This is a genomic window from Kribbella sindirgiensis, assembly GCF_004331435.1.
GTDB classification, from domain to species: domain Bacteria; phylum Actinomycetota; class Actinomycetes; order Propionibacteriales; family Kribbellaceae; genus Kribbella; species Kribbella sindirgiensis.
Window position 1 is genome coordinate 494,086 of sequence record NZ_SJKA01000006.1, and the last position, 16,094, is coordinate 510,179.

The window sequence follows — 16,094 nt, forward strand, 5'->3', positions numbered from 1 at the left end:
GGGCGGGTGTGGTGTGGACCTACTAGGGTCTGACTCATGCGAGTAGGTGTGTTCGGTGCGACGGGTCAGGTCGGCGGCGTGATGCGGGAGTTGCTGGTTGAGCGCAGCTTCCCGGTGGACGAGGTGCGGTTCTTCGCCTCGGCGCGGTCGGCGGGGAAGAAGCTGGCGTTCGGGGACCGGGAGGTTGTCGTCGAGGACTCGGCGACGGCGGACTTCTCCGGGCTCGAGCTCGCCTTGTTCTCCAACGGCAAGACGGCGTCGAAGGAGCTCGCTCCGAAGGTCGCGGCGGCCGGTGCGGTCGTCGTCGACAACTCGTCCGGCTGGCGGATGGACCCGGACGTACCGCTGGTGGTGTCCGAGGTGAACCCCGAGGACCTCGCCACGATCCCGAAGGGCATCGTCGCCAACCCGAACTGCACGACCATGGCCGCGATGCCGGTGCTGGCCCCGCTGCACCGCGCGGCCGGCCTGACTCGCCTCGTCGTCTCGACCTACCAGGCCGTCTCGGGCTCCGGCGGCGTCGGCGTGAGCGAGCTCGAGGACCAGGCGCGTGAGCTGGTGCAGACCGGCGGCGCGCTGGCCCGCGGCACCGACGGCATCACGCTGCCGGAGCCCAAGGTGTACGCCGGGCCGATCGCGTTCAACGTGCTCCCGCTGGCCGGGTCGATCGTTGCCGACGGGACCGGTGAGACCGACGAGGAGCAGAAGCTCCGCAACGAGAGCCGCAAGATCCTGCACCTCCCGGACCTTCCGGTCGCCGGCACCTGCGTCCGGGTGCCGGTCTTCACCGGCCACTCGCTCAGCATCCACGCCGAGTTCGCCGAGTCGATCACTCCGGAGCAGGCGACCGAGCTCCTGGGCGCCGCGCCGGGCGTCGCCGTCACGGACCTCCCGACCCCGCTGCTCGCGGCCGGTCAGGACCCGTCGTACGTCGGCCGTATCCGCCAGGACCAGTCCGTCCCGGGTAACCGCGGACTGATCCTGTTCGTCTCGAACGACAACCTGCGCAAGGGCGCCGCCCTGAACGCGGTCCAGATCGCCGAACTCCTCGCTGCACGCTGACCTCCCGTGCCCTAGGGCATGTCTCCCGGTCCCACGCCTACTGCGGGACAGGGAGACATGCCCTAGGGTTGAGGGCTCTGGCGAGGGAGGTGGCCGGGCTGGAGTTCCGGGTGCTGGGGGCCGTGGAGGTCAGGACGGCCGACGGCGACGTCGTACCGTTGCCGTCGCGCCGGGTTGCGGCGCTGCTGGCTGCGCTCGTCCTGCGGGTCAATCGGACGACGCCGATCGACGACCTCGTCGAGCTGTTGTGGAACGAGGACGAGCTACCGGGCAACCCGCGCTCGGCGCTGCAGATCTATGTCTCCCGGCTGCGCACCGCGCTGGGTGACACCGGCAGAACCATGGTCCGCACGGACGCGGGCGGTTACTCGCTCCGCGTCGATCCCGCGCAGGTCGACGTCGAGGTGTTCCGGTCCCTGGTCCGCAGCGCCGCCGCGCTCACCGATCCCGCCGACCGGATCGAGCCCCTCGCCGCTGCCCTGGCACTGTGGCGCGGCGAGCCGCTCGCGGGCCTGAACGCCCGTGACCTGATCCCCCGGCTCGACGAGGAGCACCTCCAGGCGCAGGAGCTGTACGTCGACGCGCGCCTCGCCGCCGGTGAGTCCGCCGACCTCGTCCCCGAACTGACCGAACTCGCCGAGCGCCACCCGACCCGTGAACGCTTCTGGGCGCAGCTGATCCGCGCCCATCAAGCCTCCGGCCGCACGGCGCTTGCTCTGGCCACGTACGGCGATGTCGCCGACCGGCTGCGCGAGCTTCTCGGCGCCGACCCCGGCCCCGAACTCAGAACCCTGCACACCGAACTCCTCACCGCAACGGGCACGGCAACGGGCACGGGCACCGCAACGGGCGTCGTACCGCATCAGCTTCCCGCCACCATTCCCGCCTTCGCCGGCCGCACCGACGACCTCCGGCGCCTCGACGAACTGCTCCCGACCGCGAACCTCGGCCTGGTCATCGGCGCGGCCGGCATCGGCAAGACCTCGCTCGCGGTCCACTGGGCCCGTCGGGTCGAGGACCGTTTCCCCGACGGCATCCTGTACGCCGACCTGCTCGGCTTCTCGCCCGTCGCGGAACCGGCCGACCCGCAAGCGATCCTCTCGCGCTTCCTGGTCGCACTCGGGACGCCGCCCGATCGGCTGCCGGCGAACGCCGAGGCACAGATCGCGCTGTACCGCAGCCTGCTGGCCGAACGGGCCGTCCTGGTCGTCCTCGACAACGCGCGCTCCGCCGATCAGGTCCGCCCACTCGCGACGACCGGATCCGGATGCTGCACCGTCGTCACCAGCCGCAACGAGCTCGCCGGTCTGGTGGCGACGGAACAGGCGGAGCCGATCCGGCTGGACGTGTTCGACCCGCCGCAGTCGAAGCAGTTGCTGGCGGCAAGGATCGGTGCGGAGCGGTTCGGGTCGGATCCGGCGAGCGTCGACGCGCTGGTCGAACGTTGTGCCGGTCTGCCGCTGGCCCTCTCGTTGCTCGCGGCGCAGATCGCGCTGCGCCCCCGGCGGTCGCTGGCGTCGTTCGTCCGGGCGCTCGGTGAGAGTCCGCTCGACGCGTTGTCGACCGCGGACGGTGTCGGCGTACGGACGATCTTCTCCTGGTCGTACCGGCAGTTGCGACCGGAGCTGGCGCGGATGTTCCGGCTGGTCGCGCAGCATCCCGGCACCGAGATCACGCCCGGAGCGGCGGCCGCGCTGGCCGGCGTACCGATCCGTGCGGCGCGGCGGATGGCCGCGGAGCTGGTGGCGAACCATCAGCTGATCGAGATCGAGCCGGATCGATGGGTGCTGCACGACCTCCTGCGCGCCTACGGGCAGGAGCTGTGCGAGCCCGCCGAAGCGGACGCGGCCTTCGAGCGGCTGCTCGGCTACCTCGTCCACACCGGGTTCGCGGCCGCGGTCCTGCTGGCGCCCAGCAGGGTCCGGGTCGAGCTGCCGGAGCTTCCCGCGGACGTCGAGGTGGTCGCGCCGACGACCCGCGACGAGGCGTTCGCCTGGTTCGATGCGGAGCAGCCGAACAATCTCGCCGTACTGCGGGCCGCGGCCGGGCGTGCCGATGCGGCGCTGTGGCTTTGTGTATGGACGATCGCGGACTATCTCGACTTCCGCGGCCGGTCCGGGTACCCGCAGGCGCAACAGTTGGCGCTCGAGGCCGCGGTACGGCTCGGCGATCTCACCAAGCAGGCGCACACGCGCCGCGACCTGGCCCGCGGGCACATGGCGATGCGCGAGTGGGACGAGGCGATCCGGCAGCACGAGCTCGCGCTCGGCATCGCGGAGGAGCTCGACGACGAGGCGGCCATCGCGCACGGATCACTCGGGCTGGGGCGGGTGTACACGCGGATCGGGGACCATCGGCGGGCGATCGAGCACACCCAGCGGGCGCTGCGGATCTACGAGCGCACCGGACATGTCGACGCGCGGGCCAACGCCCTCAACAATCTCGGGTGGTACCACTCCGAGCTCGGTGAGTACCAGGCTGGGCTGGACTACGCCCAGCAGTCCCTGAAGCTGTACACCGAGTCGGACTCCGAGTTCGGTCGTGCGGTGGCCAGCGACACCAGCGGCTACGCGCTCGCCGGCCTCGGGCGGTTCGACGAGGCGATCGCCCTGTACACGGTCGCCGTCGATGTACTGCGGGCGCTCGGCCGGCGGCTCGACACCGCGGACTGCCTGATGGCGATGGCTCGCGTCCAGGACCGGGCCGGCCGCGGTGACGGCGCACGCGCCAGTTACGCAGCGGCCCTGGAGATCCTGGACGCGCTCGACCATCCGGATGCGGAGACAGTCCGCAACTGTCTCGCTCAGCAGCGGTAGAAGTCCTTCGTGTACACGCCGTTCACCGCGGTCAAGGTGTGGTCGTAGCAGCCGTGACCGAGCGCGCGGAAGCGGACGGTTTGGGTCCCGGTCGGGTGCCGTTGGTCCCGCGGTACGCCGTAGATCCAGGACGCGCGACCGTCGTACGTCTCGGTGCTGGTCCGCGCCGGGGTGCGGATCGTGTCGTGGATCTTCAGGTCCGTGACGACGTCGTACCCGCCGGGGGTCGTTGCGTTGGGCAAGAAGGTGAGTACGCCGTTCTTGCCGTAGTCGAGGTCGGTGCGGTCGACGCGGCCGTTGCTGATCGTCGTCGCGGTGTCGCGCCAGTTCGCGTCCAGCGCGCGCGGGACTCGCCGGCGTCCCAAGTGTGCTTGGAGACGTTGCTCAGCGCGCGTTGGACGCTCGTCCGGACACGGCCCTTTGAAGTGTCGACGTACCCGCTGATCGTCAGCGTGCGAGATGCCTTGGTGTTGACGGATCCCGCCGCGTTCGGTGCGCCGGTCACGTCATCGGTCTTGGCCAGCGGGCTGACGGCGTACGACGTGAGTTTGCCGGTCGTTTGCGCACGGTGGGCGTCGGTCCAGACGTGCAGGTTCGGGACGGTGAACCAGCCCGATTGGCCGGCCGGTACGCCGTCGACGTGCACGCGGAACTCGTGCGGCTTGCCGTCGGTGAGCAGTCCGGCGAACGGCGTGAGGTCGTACGTCAACGGCTTGATATCGAACGCGCGCGGTGCGGGGGACGGGCGCCACGAGTACGGGTTCGACCAGCCGCCCGTGTAGATGTACGGGTACGGCAGCGCGATCCCGGCGAGTTTGCCGTCGATGCTGACGTCGACCTCACGGTACGGCGATCCGTCCGGGCAGGAGTACCCGGTCTCGGCCGGCGCGGACGTGTCCCAGAACTCCTCGCAGCCGCCGCCTGATCCGGTGACGTAGACCTCGCCGAGCAGGCGGGTCGTGTTGCGCGGCAAGGTCGCCGTACCGATCAGGTCCGAGTTCTCACGCGTCTGGTTCTGCAGCGGGAGTACGTCGTTGGCGGTCCGGGCAGCCGGGGTGTGGCGGTCGGTGGTGTAGAAGTCGAGCGTCACCGTGATGTCGAGCACGCCGGTGTACGTGTCGTTGACGACGTTGCCGAGCTCCATGACGACGGGTTGCGACGTCCGCAGGAGCGGGCTGTACGACGTGACGTCCTTCTCGACGTCCCAGGCGATACCGTCGGTGCTCGGTTCCGGGGTCGACGTCCGGAAGACGCCGACGCCGCCGATCGTGATGTGCCCGAGGCGGTCGTACTGCACGCCCTTCACCTCGCCGTGCATCCGCAGCACGACCTTGGCCCACGGACCCTGGCACGCGGCCGGGGGCGTGTACGTCGCCTGGTACGGGTCGAAGTTGCGGAACTGGTTCCGGACGATCTGCACCTCGCAGTGCCTGGTGTCCGGTACGGCGACCTTCGGCGCGGGCGTCCGCGGGTCGTCGTAGTCCGACCCGAACTCCGCCGGCGGGGTCACCGCGTGGGCCGGAGCGCCGAAACAGAGGAGTAGAACGGATAGTGAGGCCAGAGCCACCGACCGTATGCGCATGTTGCGGAAACGTAATGGAGAAGGTGCAGGTGGGCAAGCGAGTGCCATGGTCAGGCATAGGCCCCAGCGATTACCCTCCGGTTACTTGACCCCCGATGGAGGCCAGTTATGAAGCCTGTCGCCGATTCCGGCCAGCTCGCGCTTCTCAGCAACCGCAAGGACACCATGGCCCAGATGTTCCTGGACCGGGTGGCGGCGACCCCTGAACGGGAGGCGTTCCGGTTCCCGCGCGCCGACCAATGGAAGTCGGTGACCTGGCGCGAGACCGAGGCGTTGACCCGCCGGCGCGCCGCCGGCCTGATCGCGCTCGGCGTGGAGCCTGAGCAGCGGGTCGCCGTCGCGTCCAGCACCCGGATCGAGTGGATCGAGTGCTACCTGGCCGCAGTGCTGGCCGCCGCCGCGACCACCACGATCTACCCGTCGACGATCTCGTCCGACGTGGCGTTCATCGTGGCCGATGCCGACGTCCAGGTGGTGTTCGCCGAGGACGCCGGGCAGGTGGACAAGCTCCGCGAGCACCGGAACGAGACACCGTCGCTGCGCAAGGTCGTGCTGCTGGACGGTACGCCTCTCGAGAGCGATGGGGACTGGGTGATCGGCCTGGGCGAACTCGACGCGCTCGGTGACGCCTACCTGGCCGAGCACCCGTCGATTGTCGACGATCGGATTGCAGGCATTACGCCGGACGACCTGTGCACGTTGATCTACACGTCCGGTACGACGGGACGCCCGAAGGGAGTGCGGCTGCCGCACTCGGTGTGGACGTACGAGGGCGCCGCGGTCGAGGGGATGCAGGTGCTGTCACCGGACGACCTGCAGTTCCTGTGGCTGCCGTTGTCGCACGTGTTCGGCCAGGTGCTGCTCGCCGTCCAGTTCCAGCTCGGGTTCGCCACCGCGGTCGACGGGCGGATCGACAAGATTGTCGACAATGCGGCTGTCGTACAACCGACGTTCATGGCCGCGGCGCCGCGGATCTTCGAGAAGGCCCACGGGCGGATCGTGACGATGATCCAGTCCGAGGGCGGGGCGAAGGCCAAGCTGTTCGACTGGGCGTTCGGGGTCGGTGCCAAGGTTTCGGCGCTGCGGCAGGCCGGCAAGGAGCCGGGCGGGTTGCTGGGCGCGCAGTACGCGGCCGCCGATCGGCTCGTGCTGTCGAAGATCCGGGCCCGCTTCGGTGGCCGGATCCGGTTCTTCGTGTCCGGGTCGGCCGCGCTCGACAAGTCGTTGGCGGAGTGGTTCCACGCCGCGGGGCTGCTGATCCTCGAGGGGTACGGTTTGTCGGAGACCTCGGCGGGATCGACGCTGAACCGGCCGACGCAGTACCGGCTCGGAAGCGTCGGGCCGGCGTTCCCCGGGACGCAGTTCAAGATCGCCGAGGACGGGGAGATCCTGATCAAGGGCGACGGCGTCATGAGCGGGTACCACAACCAGCCCGAGCAGACCGCCGAGGTGCTCGGCGCCGACGGCTGGTTCCACACCGGCGACATCGGGCACTTCGAGGACGAGTACCTGTTCATCACCGACCGCAAGAAGGACCTGTTCAAGACCTCCGGCGGCAAGTACGTCGCGCCGCAGGTGATCGAGGGCCGCTTCAAGACGATCTGCCCGTACGCGAGCCAGTTCATCGTGCACGGCAACCTGCGTAACTTCGTCTCCGCCCTCGTCACCCTCGACCCCGATTCGATCGAGGGCTGGGCGGCCGCGAACGGCCTGGCCGGCAAGCCGTACGCCGAGATCGTCACGTCCGACGCCGCGCACGCCATGGTCCAGGGCTACGTCGACGAACTCAACGCCGGCCTCAACCGCTGGGAAACCATCAAGAAGTTCACCATCCTCGACCGCGACCTCACCGTCGAATCCGGCGAAATGACCCCCAGCCTCAAACTCAAACGCAAACACGTAGAAACCCAGTACGCCGACGTACTCGACAAGATGTACGAGTAACAGAAGTCTCCCGGCCACCTCTCCCCTCGCGTGCCGGCGGGCGCGCGTGGGGGAGCGGCAGGTGATCTCCGGTGGAGTACCTATCGGGATTGCAGGATCGCGTCGGTGAAGTTGGTGGTGTCCAGGCGGATTGTGATCGCGGCGACGCGGAGAGCAGGTTGCAACGACTGCCAGATCTCGTCGGTCAGCGAGGACCAGTTGGCGGGGATCGCGACGGTTCTCGGGACGCCGTTGGTGATGACGTGTTCTGCTGTGCCGGCGTAGGTCGTCGTGGTGAGTGCTGTACCCAGCGCGATGCGGGCCGCGTAGAGCGACGGATGTTCGGTGAGTTCGGGCGCGGCGTCGTTCGCGCGGGCTGACCCGATCATGACCTCGGTCAGGTCCGGGCCGTTGAGTGTGGCGGTCGCGGTGATGCGGGGCGTGCGGATGGGTGGGTCGGGTTCGTAGGTGAGTTGTCGCAGCGCGAGCTGGAGGTCGGGTTGGTGCTCGCGGGTGGCGGTGAGTTCGGCGACCTGGGTGCCGTTGCCGACGATGACCCAGTCGTCTCCGCGGGTGGCCGCCGTGTAGTGGCGCAGGTCGTCGAGCGGGCCGCCGGAGGTGTCGCGGACGATGATCTCGCGGTCGTGCACGACGAGTTCGCGGGCCTGGGAGGCGGGGGAGCGGCCGGTCAGCCAGTACGCGAAGAACGGGACGCCGTCCACGTCGCGGCCGATCGCGAGACCGCGGCCTGGGTACTCGACAGCGGCGAAGAGGCTCATCGGAGCACCTGTCGGTCGCGCGCAGCGAGGTCAACGGTCCCGGCGAGGAACCTGCGGATCGCCTCGACGTACTCGCCGGGCTGTTCGTCGTGGATCGAGTGCGCCGAACGGTCGAAGATCTCGAGGGTCGCCCGTGGCAGCCGGGTCGCGAGGTCGCGGGGCATGTCGAAGCCGACGTGGCGGTCCCAGAGGCCGGCGAGGATCAGGACCGGTACGTCGAGGGCGGCCAGGTCGTCGGCGAGCTCCACGCGTTCGTTGCCGACCAGCGCCATCGCCATCTCCAGGTTGGACTCGGGCGCGTTGTCGTCGTCGGGCGGGATGTTCGCGGTGTCGTGATAGAAGAACCGGGCAGCGTTGGCGCTGCCCGCGATCGCCCCGAGCGCGGCGACCGTACGTTCGATCGGCTCCGTGACGTCGTCGAGCTGCGTACGGAGCGCCGTCCGCTCGTCCGGCGTGAGGAACACGTCGACGGCACCCGGCCGCATCGTCCACAGCCCCGGGTGCAGCGGATCGGTGATCGGCGGCGCGTGCAGGATCAGCGCCTCCACATGGTTGCTATGAGCAACGGCGTACTCGGCGGCCGGCAGGCACCCGAACGACGCGCCCCACGGCACGATCCGCTCGACGCCCAGCGCCGTACGCAACTCGTCGAGATCCGCGACCAGCCGCTCCATCGTGTACGTCGACGGATCGGCCGGACGCGCCGATCGCCCGCACCCGCGCTGGTCGTAGAACACGACCGGGGCCAGCTTCGCGACCTCGTCCCCGACCGACTGCTCGATCGAGTACGAACTCTCACCGGGACCGCCGTGCACGAGCACCAACGGCACCCCGTCGTTCGCCGCCCCAGCCACCCGCACCCAATGCTCAACCCCACCAGCGGTGATCGTCCGCACCCCATCACTCAGCATGCGCGCGAGCATACGCGCCGCCGCGAGCCCAGTGGCCGGGCGCGGTGGCCGGGCGCGGGGTCTGGGAACAACCAATGGTGTCTGGGGACAGGAAATAGCTTGTTCCCAGACACCGTGGGGTGTTCGCAGAGCCGGGCGGCGCGGGCGCAAGTCTGGTGCAGCGTCACGATCGGCGGGATGATCCGGAGCGGAAGGGGGAGCGAGATGACGGTGGTGTACGGGCCGCTGATCGGTGGGGAAGGGTCGCCGATCGGGAAGACGTACCTGTCCGTGTCGGTGCAGGACGACGGTGTGGAGCGGGCGGTGGTACCGGGGACGCGGATCAGGGTGCAGATTCGGAAGGACGGCGTACTGATCGCACGGGCCGGGTGTAACTCGCTCAGCGGCGGGATCATGCTCGACGACGGCGTACTGCGGTTCGACAGCAGCGAGATCATTGAGGACGGCGTGCTGCGGTTCGCGAGTGGCCCGATCCAGACCCAGATGAACTGCGGTCCGGAGTTCTCGACTCAGGACGACTGGTTCTTCGGATTCCTGGTCCACGAGCCGGAGTGGACCGTGGACGGCGACACCTTCACTCTGACCAACGGCCGTACGACGTTCGTCCTGCTGGACATCCGCCTCGCCGAACCCGACCCTCCACTCGACGGCACCCTGTGGACCGTCGAGGCGATCCTCCGCGACACGGGCCACTTCGGGTACTACGGCAGCGCCGTTCCCGCAACTCTCGTCCTCAACGGAACCCTGGCCAGCGGCTCAACCGGCAGCAGCGCCTACGCCGCAACTGTTGCCCGAGCCGACGACACGCTCACCTTCACGCACCTCAGCATCACCCCGACCAACCCCAGCGGCCGAGCCGCGGCCATGGAACAAGACTTCCTGGAAGCCCTCCGTGTGCCCCTCACCTACACCATGAAGTCCAATCGCCTGCGACTCAGGGCCGCCACGGGAACCGGCGGCGTCAACCTGGTCGCCGACCGGCCCGACGGCTACCCTCCGAGGCGCCTGTGGACCCAGCAGTCTTAAGCGGTTGGTCACCCGGTGGTGGTGAGGGCGGCGGCGTGTTTGCCGGTGGTGAGGGACTGACCCTGGTCGATCATCTGTTCGGCGATCCGGTCGACGGCCTGGGAGAAGGCCTCGGAGTTCTCGGGGTCCCAGTCGGTAAGCCTGTCGAGCATCCAGATCCGGAACGCGCCGACGAAGCGCTGGAACATCTCCAGCCCGAGGCTCGTGAAGCGGTAGTGGCCGAGGGTCTCGGACAAGTAGCCGTCGGCAACCAACTGGGTGGCGAGTGGCTCCAGCACACCAGGCGGCATGCGGAGCTCACCGGTGATCTCGGCGAGGGTGGCCGAGCCGGACTCGGCGCCGCCGCGGAACACCCGCATGATCATCCAGGCCTGAGCGTGGCTGAGCGGGATCCCGGACTCGGCCAGGACCTCGGGCGCGGGGTTGCGTTTGTGGTGCTGTACGACGAGGGCGGCGAGCTTCTGCAGTTCGCGTTCGGAGTCGAACGACGCCGGCGCCGCGAAGTTCTCGCCGACGTCCGAGGCCGCCATTCGCGCGGTGTCGCGGAGCGGAACCTCCTTCAGCAGCAGGGCAGTCAGGAAACCCAGACCGGCGACCGGAACCGCCCAGAGGAACACGACATGGAGCGAGTCGGCGTACGCCGCGGTGATGACGGAACGCGCCGCATCGGGCAACCCACGGACGCCTTCCACCGTCGACGCCAGACGAGGATCGACCTGCGCGGCCTGAGCGGCGGCACCGAGCTTCTCCGGCAACTGATGTGCGTAGATCGAGCCGAAGACCGCGACCCCGAAGGAACTGCCCATCGTCCGCAGGAAACTCACGCCGGAGGTCGCGACACCGAGGTCCGAGTAGTCGACCGTACTCTGCACGACGACCGTCGGCACCGGCATGCACAGCCCGACGCCGAGTCCGAGCACGATCATGAACCCGGCGGTCTCGACGTACGACGTCTGATTGTCCAGCAAAGACAGTAAGAAGAGCCCGACGCCGATCAGCACGGTGCCGACGATCGGGAACAGCCGGTACCGCCCGGTCTTGCTGATCACCTGGCCGACGCCGACCGACGCGACCAGCAGTCCCAGTACCAGCGGGAGCATCTGCAGACCGGACTCCGTCGCCGAGGCGCCGTGGACGAACTGCAGGTACGTCGGCAGATACGTGACCCCGCCGAGCATCGCGAACCCGATGATGAAGCTCATGATCGAGCACACCGTGAACACGCCGGACCGGAACAACCGCAACGGCAGCAACGGTTCCGCCGCCCGCCGCTCCGCCAGGACGAAGAGCACCAGCGCGACCACGGATCCGGCCGCCATCGCGATGATCACCGTCGACGTCCACGCGTACTCGTTGCCGCCCCACGTCGTCACCAGCGTCAGCCCGGTCGCGGCGAGACCGATGAACAGGATGCCGAGGTAGTCGATCTTCGGCCCGACCGCGGCCTTCACCGAAGGAAGGGTGATCGAGGCAACGATCAGGACCAGGATGCCGAGCGGCAGGTTGACGTAGAACGCCCACCGCCAGCTCAGGTGGTCGACGAACAGCCCGCCGAGCAGCGGTCCCGCGACCGTGGAGACGCCGAACACGGAGCCCATCACGCCCTGGTACCGGCCGCGCTCGCTGAGCGGTACGACGTCCGCGATCACCGCCATCGCGGTCACCATCAGCCCGCCGGCGCCGAGCCCCTGGATCGCGCGGGAGCCGACCAGCCACAGCATCGAGTCCGCCATCCCGCAGAGCGCGGAGCCGGCCAGGAACAGCACGACGCTGAGCAGGAACATCGGCTTGCGCCCGTACAGGTCGCCGAACTTCCCGATCAGCGCGGTCATGATCGTCTCGGCGAGCAGGTACGACGTGACCACCCAGGACAGGTGGTTGGCGCCGCCGAGGTCGCTCACGATGGTCGGCAGCGCGGTCGCCACGATCGTCTGATCGAGGGCCGCGAGCAGCATTCCGAGCATGATCGCGACCACGACCGCGTTCCGGGTGGCACGTCCGACGGGCTGAGCCTCGGTCTCCATGAGCCGAATGTAACCGTCCCCGCACACTCCGCTACCACTGCCGCTCGGCGATCCGATCAAGAAACGACCCCAGGTGGCCTGACGACAGGAGGTGGTCGGCCGATGGGGGTCGCTCGCGGTCGGGCTGAGCGTGGCGGGCGCGGCCGCGGCAGAGGAATACCTGTCCTTAGGCGCCGCGTGTGGTCCGTACGATGGGGGTGTGCCGTCGACATTGCCCGAGGGGGAGGTTGCGCCCCGGGACGGGGCGTTGCCGGATGGTGCTGTCCGGGAGGCTGCCGGTCGGCCGTTGGGTTTCTACCTGCATGTGCCGTTCTGCGCGTCGCGGTGCGGGTACTGCGACTTCAACACCTACACCGCGCGCGAGTTGGGCGGCGGCGGTTCGCAGGCGTCGTACGCCGGGACCGCGGTCGACGAGGTCCGGATGGCGCGGCGGGTTCTGGGTGATCTGGACCGGCCGGTCGACACGGTGTTCTTCGGGGGCGGTACGCCGACCCTGCTGCCGGCCGCCGATCTGGGGAAGATGCTGGCCGCGGTGCGGGACGAGTTCGGTCTCGCGCCGGGCGCGGAGGTGACGACCGAGGCGAACCCGGAGTCGGTCGACCCGGCATACCTCGAGGCGTTGCTGGAAGCCGGCTTCACCCGGGTGAGTTTCGGGATGCAGAGCGCGTCCTCGCACGTACTGCGGATCCTCGACCGGCAGCACACGCCGGGCCGCGCGTTGCAGGCGGTGAAGGAAGCGACCGCGGCCGGGTTCGAGCACGTGAACCTGGACCTCATCTACGGGACGCCGGGGGAGTCGCTCGACGACTGGCGGGCGTCGCTGGAGTCGGCGTTGTCGGCTCAGCCGGACCATGTCAGCGCGTACGCGTTGATCATCGAGGACGGTACGCAGCTCGCGCGGCGGATCCGGCGCGGTGAGCTGCCGATGCCGGACGACGACGACCTGGCAGACAAGTACGTGCTGGCCGACGAACTGCTGTCGGCCCAAGGGCTGCGGTGGTACGAGGTGTCCAACTGGGCCCGCAGTACGGCGGCGCGCTGCCGGCACAACGAGCTGTACTGGCGCGGCGACACCTGGTGGGGCATCGGGCCGGGCGCGCACAGCCATGTCGGCGGGGTGCGCTGGTGGAACGTCAAGCATCCGACCGCGTACGCCGAACGCATCAACGCCGGCGAGAGCCCGGCGCACGCGCGGGAGACCCTCGACGAGGAGACCCGGCGCGTCGAGCGAGTGCTGCTCGAGGTGCGGTTGTCGGCGGGACTGCCTCTCGAGGTCCTGGACGAGGCCGGCCGGACCGCCGCGGACCAGGTGGTCGCCGACGGCCTCGCGCTGATCGCGGACAACGGCGCCGATGGGGCCGATGGGGTCGACGGCGGCGGGATTGGCGATCGCGGGTCGGGGGCGGGGCGGCTTGTGCTGACCGATCGGGGGCGGTTGCTGGCCGATGCGGTGGTCCGGGACCTGCTCCCGTGAAGTGATCAGAACTGATCACAGTCAGCTGTTGACGACTGTTACGAGCAGACGGCAGGCTTGGCGGTAAGCGTTTACTACCGCCCTGAGGAGTCCGCGATGCCGCCCTTCATCCGTCGTCGGCTGTTGCTTCAGGCCGGCCTTGCCGCCGGTGCGCTCAGCACGCTCGGGCTGCCCACCCGCGCGTTCGCGGAAGACGAGTACGACGTACTCCGCGCGCGGTGGGCCGAGCTCAACACCGGCGGGGCGATCGACGCGACCGATCCGGCGTACGCCGGGGCGCTCGCCGCCCTGGGCTCACAGGCGCAGCAGTACCTCGACAGGATGATCACCTCGGCGGACCGGACCATGCTCTGGTCGGACCTGCCGCTGAGCCCGTCGAGCGGGAACTTCTCGATCAGCTACACGCGCCTGAAAACAATCGCGCTGGCCCGCGCCACGCGAGGGACGCAGTTGGACACGACCGCGGCGGAGTTGCTGAGTGGCGGGCTCGACTTCCTGAACGCCACCTCCTACAACGAGACGCTCAAAGAGACCGGGAACTGGTGGTTCTGGGAGATCGGTACGCCGCGGGCGCTGCTCGACATCTGCGTGCTCGCGTACGACGTCCTGTCCGCCGAGCAGATCGCCAAGTACCTGACGGCCGTCGACCGGTTCGTCCCGGACCCGAACCGGCGGACCAACTCGCCGACGCTCCGCGAGACCGGCGCCAACCGTGTCGACAAGGCGCTGATCGTCGCGCTCCGCGGCATCGTCGGAAAGTCGACCGTCAAATTGTCGACAGCCCGCGACGCCCTCAGCGATGTCGCCGAGTCCGGTAAGAACAGCGTCTTCACCTACGTCACGAGCGGCGACGGCTTCTACCGCGACGGCTCGTTCGTCCAGCACGGCAACCTCGCGTACGTCGGGACGTACGGCAACGTGGCGCTCGGCGGTGTCGCGAACCTGATCGCCCTGCTCGGCGGCTCCACCTGGGAGATCGCCGACCCGAACCGCGCCGTCCTCCTGGACGCGGTCGACGCGAGCTTCGCGCCGTTCATCGTCGACGGTCTGATGATGGACTGTGTCTCCGGCCGCGCGATCTCCCGCGAACGCGCCGGCGACCACCGCAACGGGCACGGTACGACGTCGACGGTCCTGCTCCTCGCGAGCGGCGTCGCGGAGCCGTACGCCTCGCGGTACAAGGCGCTCGCGAAGGGCTGGATCACCCGCGATCGTCTCGACGACTACCTCCCGGGCGCGTCGATCCCGGAGATCTCCCGCGCGAAGGCGCTGCTCGCCGATACCGGCGTCGTACCGGCGCCGGCGCTCCCGCGGCACTACCAGTTCTACAACCAGGACCGCGTCGTGCACCGCCGCCCGGGCTGGACGTTCGCGATCGCGATGTCGTCGAAGCGGATGGCCCGCTACGAGTGGGGCAACGGCGAGAACCTCCGCGGCTGGTACGTCGGCGACGGCATGACCTACCTGTACAACGGGGATCAGTCCCAGTTCGACGACGCGTACTGGCCGACGGTCGACGCGCAACGGATGCCCGGTACGACGGTCAGCACGCAACCGCGCCAGCCCGGTGGCTCCGGGAGCGGCACCGGCACGGTCGCGGCGTACGCCGACTGGGTCGGTGGAGCGTCGTACAAGAACGTCGCCGGCGCGGTCGGCATGCACCTGATCAATCACGACAAGACCTTGCAGGCCAGGAAGTCCTGGTTCTGCCTCCGCGACTCGGTCGTTGCCCTCGGCGCCGGAATCGCCGGGACCGACGGCTACCCGGTCGAGACGATTGTCGACAATCGGAATCTCCACGAGAACGGGACGGCCGCGCTCGCGCTGGACGGGCGCCCCGCCACGGACGGCACGCACGAGGATCCCTGCTGGGCGCATCTGGACGGCGTCGCCGGCTACGTCTTCCCGGCCGGTGGCCGCCTCCGTGTGGAGCGTGAGGATCGGACCGGGTCTTGGGCGGAGATCAACAACGGCAACGACACGGCCGGCTCGAACACGCCGTACACCCGCCGCTACGCGAAGCTCGTCCTCGAGCACGGGACGGCGACCGGCGACTACGCATATGTCGTGCTACCTAATGCGACCAGCCGGCAGACGGCCGAGCGCGCCGCCGATCCGGGGATGACGATCCTTGTCAACAATCCGATTGTTCAAGCGATCCGGTCGCACCGCGAGAACCTGGTCCTGGCGAACTTCTGGGCGGCCGGTGCGGTCGCCGAGATCGCCTGTGACGGTCCGGCGTCCGTAGTGGTCGGCAAGGACGGCCGGACGACGACAGTCGCGGTGGCTGATCCGAGTCGCACCGTCACCACGGTTCGCGTGACGATCGATCGGCGGGTCGGTGCCGTGGTCGCGCAGGATCCCGCCGTCACGGTGGTTGCTTCCGGCAAGCAGTTGGTGCTGGACGTCGCCGTCGGCGGTACGAAGGGCGCCACCCACACCGTTTCCTTCACCTGAGTTTCCGCAAGCAACCGGGGCCGGCGACAAGCGCCGGCCG

Annotated in this window: 11 protein-coding genes; 6 read left to right on the forward strand and 5 right to left on the reverse strand. The window is 69.2% G+C overall.

The annotated features are described in order from the left end of the window. Positions 1-36 precede the first annotated feature (36 nt). Positions 37-1,062: an aspartate-semialdehyde dehydrogenase gene (locus E0H50_RS20170; RefSeq protein ID WP_131290725.1), complete on the forward strand. Its 1,026-nt coding sequence runs from the start codon at positions 37-39 to the stop codon at positions 1,060-1,062. A 110-nt stretch (positions 1,063-1,172) separates the two neighbouring features. Then, on the forward strand, positions 1,173-3,878 hold the full coding sequence (locus E0H50_RS20175) for an AfsR/SARP family transcriptional regulator (RefSeq protein WP_131290729.1): 2,706 nt from the start codon (positions 1,173-1,175) through the stop codon (positions 3,876-3,878). Here E0H50_RS20175 and E0H50_RS43465 read toward each other — a convergent pair. Continuing rightward, complete coding sequence (locus E0H50_RS43465) at positions 3,866-4,120, reverse strand: hypothetical protein (RefSeq protein ID WP_202868227.1); 255 nt, start codon at positions 4,118-4,120, stop codon at positions 3,866-3,868. The two genes, E0H50_RS20175 and E0H50_RS43465, sit on opposite strands and share 13 nt — an antisense overlap. After that, positions 4,072-5,460 carry a peptide-N4-asparagine amidase gene (locus tag E0H50_RS20180; RefSeq protein ID WP_202868228.1) on the reverse strand — a complete coding sequence of 463 codons (1,389 nt, stop codon included), beginning with the start codon at positions 5,458-5,460 and terminating at the stop codon, positions 4,072-4,074. Before E0H50_RS20180 ends, E0H50_RS43465 begins: the two co-directional genes overlap by 49 nt. 108 nt (positions 5,461-5,568) lie before the next feature. Here E0H50_RS20180 and E0H50_RS20185 point away from each other — a divergent pair, with 108 nt between their 5' ends. After that, complete coding sequence (locus tag E0H50_RS20185) at positions 5,569-7,404, forward strand: AMP-dependent synthetase/ligase (protein ID WP_131290732.1); 1,836 nt, start codon at positions 5,569-5,571, stop codon at positions 7,402-7,404. Positions 7,405-7,484: 80 nt separating this feature from the next. Here the strand turns inward: E0H50_RS20185 and E0H50_RS20190 are convergent, their stop codons facing one another. Both E0H50_RS20190 and E0H50_RS20195 read right to left on the reverse strand, forming a co-directional pair. After that, positions 7,485-8,162, reverse strand: a complete 678-nt coding sequence (locus E0H50_RS20190; RefSeq protein ID WP_131290735.1) for an IMP cyclohydrolase — start codon at positions 8,160-8,162, stop codon at positions 7,485-7,487. Beyond that, positions 8,159-9,073 (reverse strand): alpha/beta fold hydrolase, encoded by a 915-nt coding sequence (locus E0H50_RS20195; protein ID WP_165547220.1) that lies wholly within the window; start codon positions 9,071-9,073, stop codon positions 8,159-8,161. The genes E0H50_RS20190 and E0H50_RS20195 overlap by 4 nt, the downstream gene beginning before the upstream one ends. A gap of 204 nt (positions 9,074-9,277) precedes the next feature. On the opposite strand from E0H50_RS20195, the gene E0H50_RS20200 reads away from it, so the two are divergent. Further along, positions 9,278-10,099, forward strand: a complete 822-nt coding sequence (locus tag E0H50_RS20200; protein ID WP_165547221.1) for an META domain-containing protein — start codon at positions 9,278-9,280, stop codon at positions 10,097-10,099. Positions 10,100-10,107: 8 nt separating this feature from the next. On the opposite strand, the gene E0H50_RS20205 is transcribed toward E0H50_RS20200, so the two are convergent. Further along, on the reverse strand, positions 10,108-12,123 hold the full coding sequence (locus tag E0H50_RS20205; RefSeq protein ID WP_131290743.1) for an MDR family MFS transporter: 2,016 nt from the start codon (positions 12,121-12,123) through the stop codon (positions 10,108-10,110). A 199-nt stretch (positions 12,124-12,322) separates the two neighbouring features. On the opposite strand from E0H50_RS20205, the gene hemW reads away from it, so the two are divergent. Together hemW and E0H50_RS20215 are read left to right on the forward strand one after the other, a co-directional pair. Beyond that, positions 12,323-13,597 carry a radical SAM family heme chaperone HemW gene (gene hemW, locus E0H50_RS20210; RefSeq protein ID WP_131290746.1) on the forward strand — a complete coding sequence of 425 codons (1,275 nt, stop codon included), beginning with the start codon at positions 12,323-12,325 and terminating at the stop codon, positions 13,595-13,597. A 96-nt stretch (positions 13,598-13,693) separates the two neighbouring features. Beyond that, on the forward strand, positions 13,694-16,054 hold the full coding sequence (locus E0H50_RS20215) for a polysaccharide lyase 8 family protein (RefSeq protein ID WP_131290749.1): 2,361 nt from the start codon (positions 13,694-13,696) through the stop codon (positions 16,052-16,054). Positions 16,055-16,094 lie beyond the last annotated feature (40 nt).

Excerpts from the sequence above, each read along its gene's own strand:
- E0H50_RS20170 (WP_131290725.1), top strand. The coding sequence starts at position 37 with ATGCGAGTAGGTGTGTTCGGTGCGACGGGTCAGGTCGGCGGCGTGATG.
- E0H50_RS20180 (WP_202868228.1), bottom strand. The coding sequence starts at position 5,460 with ATGCGCATACGGTCGGTGGCTCTGGCCTCACTATCCGTTCTACTCCTC.
- E0H50_RS20185 (WP_131290732.1), top strand. The coding sequence starts at position 5,569 with ATGAAGCCTGTCGCCGATTCCGGCCAGCTCGCGCTTCTCAGCAACCGC.
- E0H50_RS20190 (WP_131290735.1), bottom strand. The coding sequence starts at position 8,162 with ATGAGCCTCTTCGCCGCTGTCGAGTACCCAGGCCGCGGTCTCGCGATC.
- E0H50_RS20195 (WP_165547220.1), bottom strand. The coding sequence starts at position 9,073 with ATGCTGAGTGATGGGGTGCGGACGATCACCGCTGGTGGGGTTGAGCAT.
- E0H50_RS20200 (WP_165547221.1), top strand. The coding sequence starts at position 9,278 with ATGACGGTGGTGTACGGGCCGCTGATCGGTGGGGAAGGGTCGCCGATC.
- E0H50_RS20205 (WP_131290743.1), bottom strand. The coding sequence starts at position 12,123 with ATGGAGACCGAGGCTCAGCCCGTCGGACGTGCCACCCGGAACGCGGTC.
- E0H50_RS20215 (WP_131290749.1), top strand. The coding sequence starts at position 13,694 with ATGCCGCCCTTCATCCGTCGTCGGCTGTTGCTTCAGGCCGGCCTTGCC.